The sequence below is a fragment of the Cytobacillus sp. QJM3NY_8 genome (assembly GCF_056173585.1).
Map to the genome: position 1 here is coordinate 21,014 of NZ_CM149681.1, position 11,686 is coordinate 32,699.

Genomic DNA, 11,686 nt, shown 5'->3' on the forward strand with positions numbered 1-11,686 from the left:
ACATGAAGACAGGTACAGATCGTGTTAAACGGGGAATGGCAGAAATGCAAAAAGGCGGCGTTATTATGGACGTTGTTAACGCCGAGCAGGCAAAAATCGCAGAAGAAGCTGGTGCAGTAGCAGTTATGGCACTTGAACGCGTTCCTTCTGATATCCGTGCAGCCGGCGGTGTGGCACGCATGGCAGATCCGCGTATTATGGAAGAAGTAATGGGTGCAGTTTCAATCCCGGTAATGGCAAAAGCGCGTATCGGCCATATTGTAGAAGCTCGTCTGCTTGAAGCGATGGGTGTCGATTACATAGATGAGAGTGAAGTTTTAACTCCTGCTGATGAAGAATACCATCTTAATAAAAGAGACTACACAGTTCCATTCGTTTGCGGATGCCGTGACTTAGGCGAAGCAGCACGCCGTATTGGTGAAGGTGCTTCCATGCTTCGCACAAAGGGTGAGCCTGGAACTGGAAACATCGTTGAAGCTGTCCGCCATATCCGCAAGGTGAATGCACAGGTGCGCAAGGTTGTCGGCATGAACGAAGATGAATTAATGACAGAAGCTAAGCTTCTGGGAGCGCCATATGAGCTTCTTTTGGAAATCAAGAGCCTTGGACGCCTTCCAGTCGTAAACTTCGCAGCAGGCGGCGTTGCAACACCTGCAGATGCAGCTCTAATGATGGAGCTTGGTGCTGATGGAGTGTTCGTAGGATCAGGCATCTTCAAATCTGAAAACCCTGCGAAATTTGCACGTGCCATTGTGGAAGCAACTACACATTACCAGGACTACAAATTAATTGCTGAACTTTCAAAAGAACTAGGCACACCGATGAAGGGAATTGAAATTTCTTCATTGGCTCCTGAAGCTCGTATGCAGGAGCGCGGCTGGTAAGGAGAATTGAACATGATAAAGGTTGGAGTATTAGGGCTGCAGGGCGCGGTCAGAGAGCATGTTCTTTCTGTAGAAGCATCCGGCGCCGAAGCTGTAGTCATCAAACGCAAAGAGCAGCTTGACGAGGTAGACGGGCTTATCTTGCCTGGCGGCGAAAGCACGACCATGAGACGCTTGATTGATAAATATGATTTTATGGACAGCCTTAAGGAGTTTGCGCAATCAGGAAAGCCGATGTTCGGGACATGTGCAGGCTTAATTCTTCTTGCGAATAATATCATTGGCTATGATGAACCGCATATCGGTGTGATGGACGTCCAGGTGGAAAGAAATTCATTTGGCCGCCAGCGCGAAAGCTTCGAGGCGGATGTTGATATTGCCGGAGTGGCAGAAGATTTTGCAGCTGTATTCATTCGTGCACCGCATATTGTGGAGGCTGGAGAGAATGTTGAAATCCTGGCCAAGCACAATGGCCGGATTGTGGCGGCGCGCGAAGGCAGATTCCTCGGATGCTCATTCCATCCGGAACTAACGGATGACCATCGCCTGACAGGCTATTTCGTTGAAATGATCAAAGAGTCCAAGCAATTAACAATTTGAATATTTTGGTTGCAAATGGAACATAATTGTAGTACATTATGAATTACAAAATTCTTATAGCTGAAAAGCAATGAGAGGAACTAGTAACAGGACTTTGTTCTAAAAGAGAGCCGGTGGCTGGTGGAAACCGGTGAATAAACCCTGTGAATCCATCCTCGAGCAAAGCATGGAACACCCGGTACTACTCGGGAAAAGTAAATGCTTTCGGTTAAAACCGTTATGGATTTAAGGTGGAAAGCTCATGCTTTCAACTAGGGTGGCAACGCGGGTAACTCTCGTCCCTTTTTTGGGGACGGGAGTTTTTTGTGTTTTAAACTATTTTCAGGAGGTACTAAAAAATGCTGGACATTAAGTTTTTAAGAGCCAATTTTGAAGAAGTGAAAAACAAGCTTCAGCACCGTGGCGAAGATTTAACCGATCTTGGAAAATTCGAAGATCTGGATGTAAAAAGACGTGAGCTAATTGTAGAAGCAGAACAGCTGAAGAGCAAAAGAAATGAAGTATCCCAGCAGGTGGCTGCCTTAAAGCGCGAAAAGCAGGATGCAGACCATTTAATCGCTGAAATGAGAGAAGTCGGCGATAAAATCAAGGCATTGGATGAGGAGCTCCGTACAGTCGAGGAAGAATTGGACCAATTGCTGCTGAGCATTCCGAACATTCCGCATGAAAGTGTGCCTGTCGGCGAAACAGAAGATGATAATGTGGAAATCCGCAAATGGGGAGAAGTCCGTGAATTTGATTTCGAGCCAAAGCCGCACTGGGATGTTGCGACAGATCTTGATCTCCTTGATTTCGAACGTGCGAGCAAAGTAACAGGCAGCCGCTTTGTATTCTACAAAGGCCTTGGTGCCCGCCTTGAGCGAGCCTTATTCAACTTCATGCTTGATTTGCACACAGACGAGCATGGCTATAAGGAGGTTCTTCCTCCGTACATGGTTAACCGTGCAAGCATGACAGGAACAGGACAGCTTCCGAAATTCGAGGAAGATGCATTCCTAATTGAAAGCGAAGATTATTTTCTGATTCCAACCGCTGAGGTGCCTGTCACCAATATGCATAGGGAAGAGATTCTGAATGCAGACGAGCTTCCGATAAACTATGCGGCATTTAGTGCATGCTTCCGTTCTGAAGCGGGTTCTGCCGGCCGTGACACTCGCGGGCTTATCCGCCAGCACCAGTTTAACAAAGTCGAGCTTGTGAAATTTGTTAAGCCAGAAGAGTCTTATGAGGAACTTGAAAAGCTGACAGGACACGCGGAAAAAGTCCTTCAGATGCTTGGCCTTCCATACCGTGTGATGAGCATGTGTACGGGCGATCTTGGATTCACAGCTGCGAAGAAATACGATATCGAAGTTTGGATTCCAAGCTATAACACGTATAGAGAAATATCTTCTTGCAGTAACTTTGAAGGATTCCAGGCAAGACGTGCAAATATCCGCTTCCGCCGCGAGGCAAAAGGCAAGCCGGAGCATGTGCACACACTGAATGGATCTGGCCTTGCGATCGGCCGCACGGTGGCAGCTATTCTAGAAAATTATCAGCAGGCTGACGGAAGTGTCATCATTCCGGAGGTATTGCGTCCGTATATGGGCAATCGCGAAGTTATAAAGCCTTAATTGAAGAGCGGGTTTTGATCCGCTCTTTTTTTTATAAAAATAATGTTGACATGCCTATTTAGAAATGATATAGTATTTCTTGTCGATGCGGAGGAATACCCAAGTCTGGCTGAAGGGATCGGTCTTGAAAACCGACAGGCGGGTCAAACCGCGCAGGGGTTCGAATCCCCTTTCCTCCTCCATTTTAATTGACATCTAACACGCGCATAAAAATTGGAGATACATAAAACCGCTGATGATCAGCGGTTTTTTTGTTATATAATTTCATTCTGTTGAAATTGACAGATAAAAATATTTTTTGGAGGACCGGGGAAAGAATTTCGTCAGCGATTCTCATTTCTGCTAAGTACTCGGGGCCATTAATCAAACAGCAAAAAACCGCCTAAATGGCGGTTATTTTTTTAATAATTGAGTTTGTCTTAAAAAGTAAGAAATGCGCTCTACAATCGGCTCAATGGATTGCTCATTCTGAATGATGTCATAGTCATTGATATTCAGGCGCAGGACCGGGCATGCGTTAAAGCTGTTAATCCAATTTTCATAGCGCTGGTGCATTTCTTCCCAGTAGGAAATAGGTGTCTGCTGCTCCATCGGACGGCCGCGCTCCTGGATGCGGGAAAGAATATCATCAAGGGATCCTTCCAGATAAATAAGCAAATCAGGGTGCGGGAAATAAGGTGTCATCACCATCGCATCAAATAAGCTGGTGTAAGTTTCGTAATCTACCTTTGACATGGTGCCTTTTTCATAATGCATTCTCGCAAATATGCCGGTGTCTTCATAAATGGATCGGTCCTGAACAAAGCCGCCGCCATATTCGAAGATGCGCTTCTGGTCCTTGAACCGTTCCGCCAGGAAGTATACCTGCAGGTGGAAGCTCCAGCGGTTGAAATCTGCATAGAATTTATCCAGGTAAGGGTTCGTATCAACCTTTTCGAAAGAGGTTCGGAACCCCAGTGCGTCCGCAAGCGCATTGGTCATCGTTGATTTTCCGACTCCGACGGTTCCGGCAATCGTGATCACTGCGTTCGAAGGAATCTCGTATTTTTGCCTTAGATTCATAAGTGTATGCTCCTCTTTTTTAATGATGTCGACAATGTATCGAATATATGCATTAAGTCTGATTCATTTTTCACAAAATCCAGCTGATCTCCATTGAAACGGATCACTGGAATATCCGGGTGCTGCCTCTCGAACTCATTCATAGCCGTTTCATAATCAAGGGATAATTGCTCGAGATATAATGGACTGATATTCTTTTCAATTTCACGGCCCCGCAGCTCGATTCGATCGAGCAGTGTTTCAAGGCTTGCATTGAGATAGATAATGACATTCGGCTTTGGCATATCACCTGTCAGAATGTCATAGATCTTCAAATACTTCTGATACTCATTCTGATTTAATGTGCGCTGGGCAAAAATAAGATTCTTGAAAATATGATAATCAGCCACAACAGGCTTTTTTTGAGCAAGGTAGTGATTGTTGATATCAACCAGCTGTTTGTAGCGGTTGCAGAGGAAAAACATTTCAGTCTGAAAGCTCCATTCCTCAATGTTTTCATAGAATTTACCCAAAAAAGGATTTTCATCAACAATTTCTTTTAAGAGTGCATACTGAAATTTTTCAGAAATCGCTTTAGCGAGAGATGTTTTCCCAACGCCAATCGGCCCCTCTACTGTAATAAAAGGTATTCCCCCCATATTGATCGCCCTCCTGCATTGCTTATTTATCTATAGAAACCATTTATAGGTACGTTCCAAAATGACACAAAGCTTATTTTATCACAGTATGGAGTGGATGGGATATGGAATTTAAGCTGGAAATAAGAAAATAAGAGCATATAGTCTGAAAAATAAAAAAGCTGCCTGTAAGCGGCAGCTGCTGAGAGATCAAGCTCTTTTTGTCACGTTGAAGTTTTCTGTAATCAGAAGCCAATTTTGCGGGAAAGAAAGGCCAAGTTTCCAGTAGCTCATTCCCCGCAGCTTCAGTTCCTTGATTAAATCAAATTTGGCCTGGATGGAGCGGGCATCCTCAAACCAGACCTCGTGCCTTTTGCCGTCAGGTGCTGTGTAATTGAAAAATGGCGCCTGCGCCTGGTAATCATATTGAATGGCTGCATTATTTTCTGCAGCGATTTGTATGGCCTGCTGCGGGCTGACTGCTCTTGCAGTGGTGCCCTGAACAAAAGGAAGCGTCCAGTCATAACCATATAGGTTCTGGCCCATCATAATTTTGGAAGAAGGCATCTCACTAATGGCATATTCTAAAACCTGCCGCACTGGGCCAATCGGGGAAACAGCCATTGCAGGGCCTCCACTGTAGCCCCATTCATAGGTCATGATCACGACAAAATCAACAATCTCCCCATGGGCTTTATAATCATGGGCCTCATACCAGAGGCCTTGCTGTTCTGCACTTGTTTTCGGAGCCAATGCTGTAGAAATCAGCCAGCCTTCCTGCTCGAATCTTGCCTTCGCTTTTCTGAGAAAATTGTTATAGGCTTCCCGGTCAGCGGGGCGCAGAAACTCGAAATCAAAATGAATATCCCTGAAGTCATATTTTTTTGCTGTGGCTGTAATGTTATCCAGGAATTTATTCTGAATCGCCATATCATTTAACAATATCCTGCCGAGTTCATCACTGAACTGATCGTTTTCCTGATTGGTAATAACCATCATCAATACATTATTATTGGCTCTCGCTATGGCCGGGAAATCATTCAGAAGCGGCTCCTTCAAAGAACCATCTCGAAGGGCCTGGAAACTGAAAGGTGCCAGATAGGTCAAATAAGGCGCAGCCTCTCTTGCGCTTTCTACCAGTTCAGGGGCGACTGTATCGCCTCTTGGCTCCACATAGGCATTGAACTCTGCGTTCGTTTTCGGGCGTGGCGGGATATAAAGGCGGAACCCCACCTGCAGCGGCTGGCTCACCGAAATCCCATTGACAGATGCGAGCTGCTGATAAGAAATGCCGAACCTTCTTGAAATTGAGTAAAGGCTGTCTCCGGGCTGAACCCAATAAAAGCGTCCTATTATCGGAATAACAAGTGTCTGGCCGATCACCAGATTATTTGGATTGGGAATTTCATTTGCCTCTATCAGATCTTCAACCGTCGTTCCATATGCCTGGGCAATGCCGAACAAAGACTGGTTTTGCTGAACCACATGAATCTGCAATCTATCTCCCTCCCTGAAAAACACGTCTTAGAACACTACTGCCATTTTATGAAGGAAACATAGAAGAAATGTTATAATTGTTTTCAGAGAAAGAAGATATATTGGCCTTTAATACTTTTTCCATCATCTTTAAGGTATTTTCATTATCGTGGTCATCATTAGAAGCGGTGCAGTCATGCGGTATATGTAAATGATATTCTCTCATATAGGCATCATTGGCCGAAAATAGGACACAGATATTGCCAGCGATGCCTGTCATGACAAGCATATTGACGCCGAGCTGGTGCAGAAGGGTATTTAAGGCAGTGCCATAAAAGGCGGAATGCTTAGGCTTTATTAAAAAATAATCATCCGGCGATGGGTGCATCTCATGAAGGATAGGTGCACTGATAGGATTGCGGCAATGAGTCGTAATTGTATCCAGATCAGCCTGCCAGAGATTATAATGATCATTCACATAAATGACAGGGAGATCCTGCTCATAGAAAGCGGTCTTTAATGTATTGATGGGTTTTGCGATATTCAAAGCTTTGTCAGCAAGGATCCTTCCATGGTGGAAATTAAAGTCGTTAATCATGTCAATAATGATAAGAGCCGGTCTATAGGCTTGCGGATTTTTCATGGTATCGCTCCTTTAAGGTTATTTTTTGTAAAAGGGGCGGCTTTTACACAGATGTTAAGAGAAGGAATGAAGATATAATGAGGCAAGCATCATTCACTGAAGATGAACTGTATATGCAGGAGGCCATTAAAGAAGCAAAGCTGGCGGAAGGTCTGGAAGAAGTTCCAATTGGGGCAGTCATTGTTCTGGAAGGGGAAATCATTGCCCGGGCACATAATCTGAGAGAAGTGAATCAGACTGCGATTGCGCATGCAGAACTGCTTGCCATTGATCAGGCATGCAAAAACCTCGGAACCTGGCGGCTGGAGAATGCTGTTCTTTATGTTACCTTAGAGCCTTGTCCGATGTGTTCGGGATCCATTATTCTCTCGCGCATCAAAAAGGTGGTGTATGGGGCTAAGGATCCAAAGGGAGGCTGTGCCGGGACGCTTATGAATCTATTGCAGGATGAGCGGTTCAATCACCAGAGTGAAGTTGTGCCAGGGGTGTTGGAAGAAGAATGCGGCGAGATGCTTTCGAGCTTTTTCAGAGGGTTGCGAAAGCGCAAGAAAGAAGAGAAAAAAAGAAGGCAATTGCTGCAGATGGAACTTGATACAGGAATTGACAATGGTTAGGCATTGCTTTTTCACCTAAATGTTAGTATACTTATAAATGCGTCGGACAAAGACGCAACTAAATATGGTATCAACTTTGCCGTGCTAGGCGGGGAGGTAGCGGTGCCCTGTACTCGCAATCCGCTCTAGCGAGGCTGAATCCCTTCCCGAGGCTGATGTCCTGTAGGGCCTGCCTTAAGTAAGTGGTGTTGACGCCCGGGTCCTGCGCAATGGGAATCCATGAATCATGTCAGGTCCGGAAGGAAGCAGCATTAAGTGGAAGCTCCCATGTGCCGCAGGGTTGCCTGGGCCGAGCTAACTGCTTAAGTAACGCCTATGGGCGTCAGTCGACGGAAGGTGCACGGCAGTTTATATTGTAAATAAAACTCATCCTTTTGCAGGATGGGTTTTTTGTTGTAATTTATTTCGCTCTAGGTTTTGTAAAAAGGAAAATAGATACGTTATAATAGATAAAGGACTATACATAGGAAGGGGGCGTGTCAGTGAGTTATCAAGCTTTATATCGTGTTTGGCGTCCGCAGCAGTTTATCGATGTCGTCGGACAGGAACATGTGACAAAGACTTTGCAAAACGCCCTGCTTCAGGAGAAGATATCACACGCCTATCTGTTTTCCGGCCCCCGCGGAACAGGTAAAACAAGTGCAGCTAAAATTCTCGCAAAGGCTGTTAACTGCGAGAAGGCTCCGGTTACTGAACCGTGCAATGAGTGTGCTGCCTGCAGAGGCATTACAGACGGTTCTATTCCTGATGTCATTGAAATTGATGCTGCATCCAATAATGGTGTAGAAGAAATCAGGGATATCAGGGACAAAGTGAAATATGCCCCGAACGCTGTAAAGTATAAGGTTTACATCGTCGATGAGGTACATATGCTTTCCATTGGCGCTTTCAATGCCCTGTTAAAGACGCTTGAAGAGCCGCCTAAGCATGTCATATTTATTTTAGCCACTACAGAGCCTCATAAAATTCCACTGACGATAATTTCCCGGTGCCAGCGATTCGATTTTAAACGGATTACGGCTCAGGCGATAACAGGGAGAATGAAGCTGATTGCGGATGAAACAGGTGCAGCATATGAGGACCAGGCACTGCAGATCATTGCGAGAGCCGCAGAAGGCGGTATGCGTGATGCCCTTAGCTTGCTTGACCAGGCAATTTCCTTCAGCCAGGATCGTGTTACAGTTGAAGATGCCCTGTCTGTAACAGGTGCTGTGTCACAAGGGTTTCTGAATAAGCTGGCAAGAGCGGTTAAAGACAGGGATGCCGCATCCGGGCTGGGATTTCTGGAAGAGCTCCTTTTTCAGGGGAAAGATCCAGCCCGTTTTATAGAAGACTTTATCCTGTATTACCGGGATATGCTCTTATATAAAGCAGCTCCAAGGCTGGAGGAATCATTGGAAAGAGTCATGCTTGATGAAGAATTCCAGCAGCTTGCCCAGGAAGTCGAGCCGGAAGAGCTCTATGAACTGATTGAGGTGCTGAACAAAGCCCAGCAGGAAATGCGATGGACCAACCATCCGAGGATTTTCCTGGAGGTGGCGATTGTGAAGCTGTGCCAGCTTGAACAGCGAGAGAAATCAGGACAGTCTGCAGACATCAAGCCGCTGATGCAAAAAATCGAACAGCTTCAGCATGAGCTGGCGGAATTAAAGAAAAACGGCATAGCGGTGAAAGATGATGGAGCTCCTGCTGTACAGAAAAAACCGCAGAGAAGTTCACGTAAAGGATTCCAGGCACCAGTAGGAAAAGTGAATGAAGTCCTGAAGCAGGCAACGAAAAACGACCTGGTGGCTGTAAAAAGCCGCTGGGGTGAAATGCTGAATCTGCTTGTTCAAAACCAGATGCGCTCTCAGGCAGCGCTTCTCAATGAAGCAGAACCTGTTGCCGCATCCGAAACAGCTCTTATCGTAAAGTTCAAATATGAAATCCACTGTCAGATGGCCATGGATAATGCGAAATTCCTGGATACACTGGCGAATGTCATGTTTGAGCTATTAGGCAAGAGATTGCAGCTGGTTGGCATTCCGGATGAACAATGGCAAAGTGTCAGGGAGGATTTCCTGCGCAGCCAGCGTGACGGAGATGAGTCTGGTGAGGGCTTCGGCAGAAATGAGGAAGAGCCCCATGTGGCTGAAGCGGTCAAATTATTTGGCGCTGAACTAATTGAAATTAAAGAATAGAAAATAGCTGGAGGTATGTAAAATGCGCGGTGGAATGGGAAATATGCAAAATATGATGAAACAAATGCAGAAAATGCAAAAGAAGATGGCTCAGGCACAGGAAGAGCTTGGCGAAAAAAGAATTGAAGGAACAGCTGGCGGCGGAATGGTGACTGTCATTGTATCCGGACATAAACAAGTATTAGAAGTAAACATCAAAGAAGAAGTTGTTGATCCGGAAGATATTGATATGCTTCAGGACCTTGTTCTGGCGGCAACGAACGATGCACTGAAAAAAGCGGATGACTTAACAAACGACACAATGGGCCAATTTACTAAAGGAATGAACCTGCCGGGAATGTTTTAATAAAACGTCCTGAACGAGTGCTTTCTTGCATGTTTTATCTATAATAGAGGTATGCACGAAAGAACGGACAGGCTGAGCGCCAGCGAACATAGACTGATGGGAATCTTCATCAGTCAGTCATGCTCGCGGCGCTTTTCCTTTTCATATAGGAGGAATTATACATGCACTATCCTGAACCAATATCAAAGCTGATTGACAGCTTTATGAAATTGCCCGGAATCGGCCCAAAAACGGCTGCGCGTCTGGCGTTTTTTGTTTTAAGTATGAAAGAAGATACTGTGCTGGATTTTGCCAAGGCGCTTGTCAATGCGAAAAGAAATTTATCTTACTGCTCTGTCTGCGGCCATATCACTGATCAGGACCCGTGTTATATTTGTGAGGACCAGAGACGCGACCGGTCAGTAATCTGTGTGGTCCAGGATCCGAAAGATGTTATTGCCATGGAAAAGATGAAGGAATATAACGGACTTTATCATGTCCTTCACGGAGCCATTTCACCGATGGATGGAATAGGGCCGGAAGATATCAATATTCCTGATTTATTGAAAAGGCTTCAGGATGAAACAGTACAGGAAATTATTCTTGCCACCAATCCTAATATCGAAGGGGAAGCAACAGCCATGTATATCTCCCGCCTGATTAAGCCATCCGGCATAAAGGCTACCCGGATTGCCCATGGCCTGCCAGTGGGCGGAGACTTAGAGTATGCTGATGAAGTAACGCTATCAAAAGCATTAGAAGGCAGAAGAGAAGTTTAAGTACGGAGGCGGAATTTATGTTTTTTCGCAGGAAAGGATGGCTTCGAAGCGAGTTTGATGAGAAGCTTTTGGAGCAGCTGAACAGATTGAAAACAGATTGGAACAACCAGAAATCGCTAGTGGAAAAGAGCTTTGATCCATCCCCGGAAGCAATCAGCCAGGCGAAGCTGGCCGAAGCTAAGTACTTTTTTCTTTTCAGGGAAGCTAAAAAGAGAAATGTAAGAGTCAGAATGTAGTTTGTTCCCATTGCGGAAAGAAAATCAATCATTACAAAATACTTGTCCTCCTCCAAGGTCTTTTTTGTACGCGCTAATCATAAATTAGTAGTACAAGTTTCCTGAAAGGAGGATTTTTCTTTTGGACCCTATTGCAGTGATCTCCATTTTAGGAGGGTTAATCTTATTGCTTCTATTTATAGGAGCTCCAGTAAAGCCAGTAAGATTTATAGGGCAGGGAGCCATTAAACTGATCATAGGAGCCCTCTTTCTATTTTTCTTAAATGCATTCGGCAATCAGGCTGGCATACATGTTCCCATAAACCTGGCCACTTCGGCCATTTCCGGATTTCTAGGCATTCCTGGATTGTTTGCACTCGTTGCCATACAGACATGGATTATTTAATTGTACAGCCGTTTAATGCGGCTTTTTTCTTTTTTAATTTTTTTTAGTGATTCTGTTGACAGTTCTTTTTAACGGTGGTAATATATTAAAAGTCGTCACCACGACGCGATAAAAACATCTTAAAAAAGATGTTGACATTGATTCGTGAGAATGATATATTAATAAAGTCGCCTCAAGCGGCGGATTGATCTTTGAAAACTGAACGAACAAAAACGTCAACGTTAATTCTTTAGTCTTTTTTGAAAAGACAACTTATGAGCTTAATCAAC

13 protein-coding genes, 1 tRNA gene, 1 other RNA gene and 1 other annotated feature are annotated in these 11,686 nt (G+C 44.9%); of the genes, 11 read left to right on the forward strand and 4 right to left on the reverse strand.

All coding sequences use genetic code 11. From position 1 onward, the window contains the following. Positions 1-2: 2 nt before the first annotated feature. The 4 genes from pdxS to AC0VZ9_RS00100 all read left to right on the forward strand — a co-directional run bounded on the left by pdxS (position 3) and on the right by AC0VZ9_RS00100 (position 3,282). Positions 3-884 carry a pyridoxal 5'-phosphate synthase lyase subunit PdxS gene (gene pdxS / locus AC0VZ9_RS00085; protein ID WP_009336764.1) on the forward strand — a complete coding sequence of 294 codons (882 nt, stop codon included), beginning with the start codon at positions 3-5 and terminating at the stop codon, positions 882-884. A 12-nt stretch (positions 885-896) separates the two neighbouring features. Continuing rightward, positions 897-1,484, forward strand: coding sequence for a pyridoxal 5'-phosphate synthase glutaminase subunit PdxT (gene pdxT / locus AC0VZ9_RS00090; protein WP_009336765.1), 588 nt, complete (start codon positions 897-899; stop codon positions 1,482-1,484). 61 nt (positions 1,485-1,545) lie between these two features. Further along, positions 1,546-1,770: a binding site (T-box leader), on the forward strand. 52 nt (positions 1,771-1,822) lie between these two features. Next, complete coding sequence (serS, locus tag AC0VZ9_RS00095; RefSeq protein WP_071157667.1) at positions 1,823-3,100, forward strand: serine--tRNA ligase; 1,278 nt, start codon at positions 1,823-1,825, stop codon at positions 3,098-3,100. 89 nt (positions 3,101-3,189) lie between these two features. Next, positions 3,190-3,282 (forward strand) — tRNA-Ser (locus AC0VZ9_RS00100). 211 nt (positions 3,283-3,493) lie between these two features. Here AC0VZ9_RS00100 and AC0VZ9_RS00105 read toward each other — a convergent pair. The 4 genes from AC0VZ9_RS00105 to AC0VZ9_RS00120 all read right to left on the reverse strand — a co-directional run bounded on the left by AC0VZ9_RS00105 (position 3,494) and on the right by AC0VZ9_RS00120 (position 6,898). Further along, positions 3,494-4,162 carry a deoxynucleoside kinase gene (locus tag AC0VZ9_RS00105; RefSeq protein WP_009336768.1) on the reverse strand — a complete coding sequence of 223 codons (669 nt, stop codon included), beginning with the start codon at positions 4,160-4,162 and terminating at the stop codon, positions 3,494-3,496. Continuing rightward, positions 4,159-4,800 carry a deoxynucleoside kinase gene (locus tag AC0VZ9_RS00110; protein ID WP_009336769.1) on the reverse strand — a complete coding sequence of 214 codons (642 nt, stop codon included), beginning with the start codon at positions 4,798-4,800 and terminating at the stop codon, positions 4,159-4,161. The genes AC0VZ9_RS00105 and AC0VZ9_RS00110 overlap by 4 nt, the downstream gene beginning before the upstream one ends. Before the next feature lie 189 nt (positions 4,801-4,989). Beyond that, the gene (locus tag AC0VZ9_RS00115; RefSeq protein WP_009336770.1) at positions 4,990-6,276 is read right to left on the reverse strand and encodes a LysM peptidoglycan-binding domain-containing protein; all 1,287 of its coding nucleotides are present in this window, start codon (positions 6,274-6,276) and stop codon (positions 4,990-4,992) included. 46 nt (positions 6,277-6,322) lie between these two features. After that, positions 6,323-6,898 (reverse strand): cysteine hydrolase family protein, encoded by a 576-nt coding sequence (locus AC0VZ9_RS00120; RefSeq protein ID WP_009336771.1) that lies wholly within the window; start codon positions 6,896-6,898, stop codon positions 6,323-6,325. Between the two features lie 77 nt (positions 6,899-6,975). Here AC0VZ9_RS00120 and tadA point away from each other — a divergent pair, with 77 nt between their 5' ends. The 7 genes from tadA to AC0VZ9_RS00155 all read left to right on the forward strand — a co-directional run bounded on the left by tadA (position 6,976) and on the right by AC0VZ9_RS00155 (position 11,417). Further along, positions 6,976-7,512 (forward strand): tRNA adenosine(34) deaminase TadA, encoded by a 537-nt coding sequence (tadA, locus tag AC0VZ9_RS00125; protein WP_009336772.1) that lies wholly within the window; start codon positions 6,976-6,978, stop codon positions 7,510-7,512. 79 nt (positions 7,513-7,591) lie between these two features. Further along, positions 7,592-7,856, forward strand: an RNA gene (gene ffs / locus AC0VZ9_RS00130) — signal recognition particle sRNA large type. Positions 7,857-7,994: 138 nt separating this feature from the next. After that, positions 7,995-9,692 (forward strand): DNA polymerase III subunit gamma/tau, encoded by a 1,698-nt coding sequence (dnaX, locus tag AC0VZ9_RS00135; protein WP_009336773.1) that lies wholly within the window; start codon positions 7,995-7,997, stop codon positions 9,690-9,692. 22 nt (positions 9,693-9,714) lie between these two features. Continuing rightward, the gene (locus tag AC0VZ9_RS00140) at positions 9,715-10,038 is read left to right on the forward strand and encodes a YbaB/EbfC family nucleoid-associated protein (RefSeq protein ID WP_009336774.1); all 324 of its coding nucleotides are present in this window, start codon (positions 9,715-9,717) and stop codon (positions 10,036-10,038) included. Positions 10,039-10,199: 161 nt separating this feature from the next. After that, positions 10,200-10,796 (forward strand): recombination mediator RecR, encoded by a 597-nt coding sequence (gene recR, locus AC0VZ9_RS00145; protein ID WP_009336775.1) that lies wholly within the window; start codon positions 10,200-10,202, stop codon positions 10,794-10,796. Between the two features lie 17 nt (positions 10,797-10,813). After that, complete coding sequence (locus AC0VZ9_RS00150; protein WP_009336776.1) at positions 10,814-11,032, forward strand: YaaL family protein; 219 nt, start codon at positions 10,814-10,816, stop codon at positions 11,030-11,032. A gap of 121 nt (positions 11,033-11,153) precedes the next feature. Further along, positions 11,154-11,417: a pro-sigmaK processing inhibitor BofA family protein gene (locus tag AC0VZ9_RS00155; protein ID WP_009336777.1), complete on the forward strand. Its 264-nt coding sequence runs from the start codon at positions 11,154-11,156 to the stop codon at positions 11,415-11,417. Positions 11,418-11,686: the final 269 nt, after the last annotated feature.

Bases quoted from the DNA above. Each gene is read 5' to 3' on its own strand.
- pdxS (WP_009336764.1), top strand. From the start codon at position 3: ATGAAGACAGGTACAGATCGTGTTAAACGGGGAATGGCAGAAATGCAA.
- pdxT (WP_009336765.1), top strand. From the start codon at position 897: ATGATAAAGGTTGGAGTATTAGGGCTGCAGGGCGCGGTCAGAGAGCAT.
- serS (WP_071157667.1), top strand. From the start codon at position 1,823: ATGCTGGACATTAAGTTTTTAAGAGCCAATTTTGAAGAAGTGAAAAAC.
- AC0VZ9_RS00105 (WP_009336768.1), bottom strand. From the start codon at position 4,162: ATGAATCTAAGGCAAAAATACGAGATTCCTTCGAACGCAGTGATCACG.
- AC0VZ9_RS00110 (WP_009336769.1), bottom strand. From the start codon at position 4,800: ATGGGGGGAATACCTTTTATTACAGTAGAGGGGCCGATTGGCGTTGGG.
- AC0VZ9_RS00120 (WP_009336771.1), bottom strand. From the start codon at position 6,898: ATGAAAAATCCGCAAGCCTATAGACCGGCTCTTATCATTATTGACATG.
- tadA (WP_009336772.1), top strand. From the start codon at position 6,976: ATGAGGCAAGCATCATTCACTGAAGATGAACTGTATATGCAGGAGGCC.
- AC0VZ9_RS00140 (WP_009336774.1), top strand. From the start codon at position 9,715: ATGCGCGGTGGAATGGGAAATATGCAAAATATGATGAAACAAATGCAG.
- recR (WP_009336775.1), top strand. From the start codon at position 10,200: ATGCACTATCCTGAACCAATATCAAAGCTGATTGACAGCTTTATGAAA.
- AC0VZ9_RS00150 (WP_009336776.1), top strand. From the start codon at position 10,814: ATGTTTTTTCGCAGGAAAGGATGGCTTCGAAGCGAGTTTGATGAGAAG.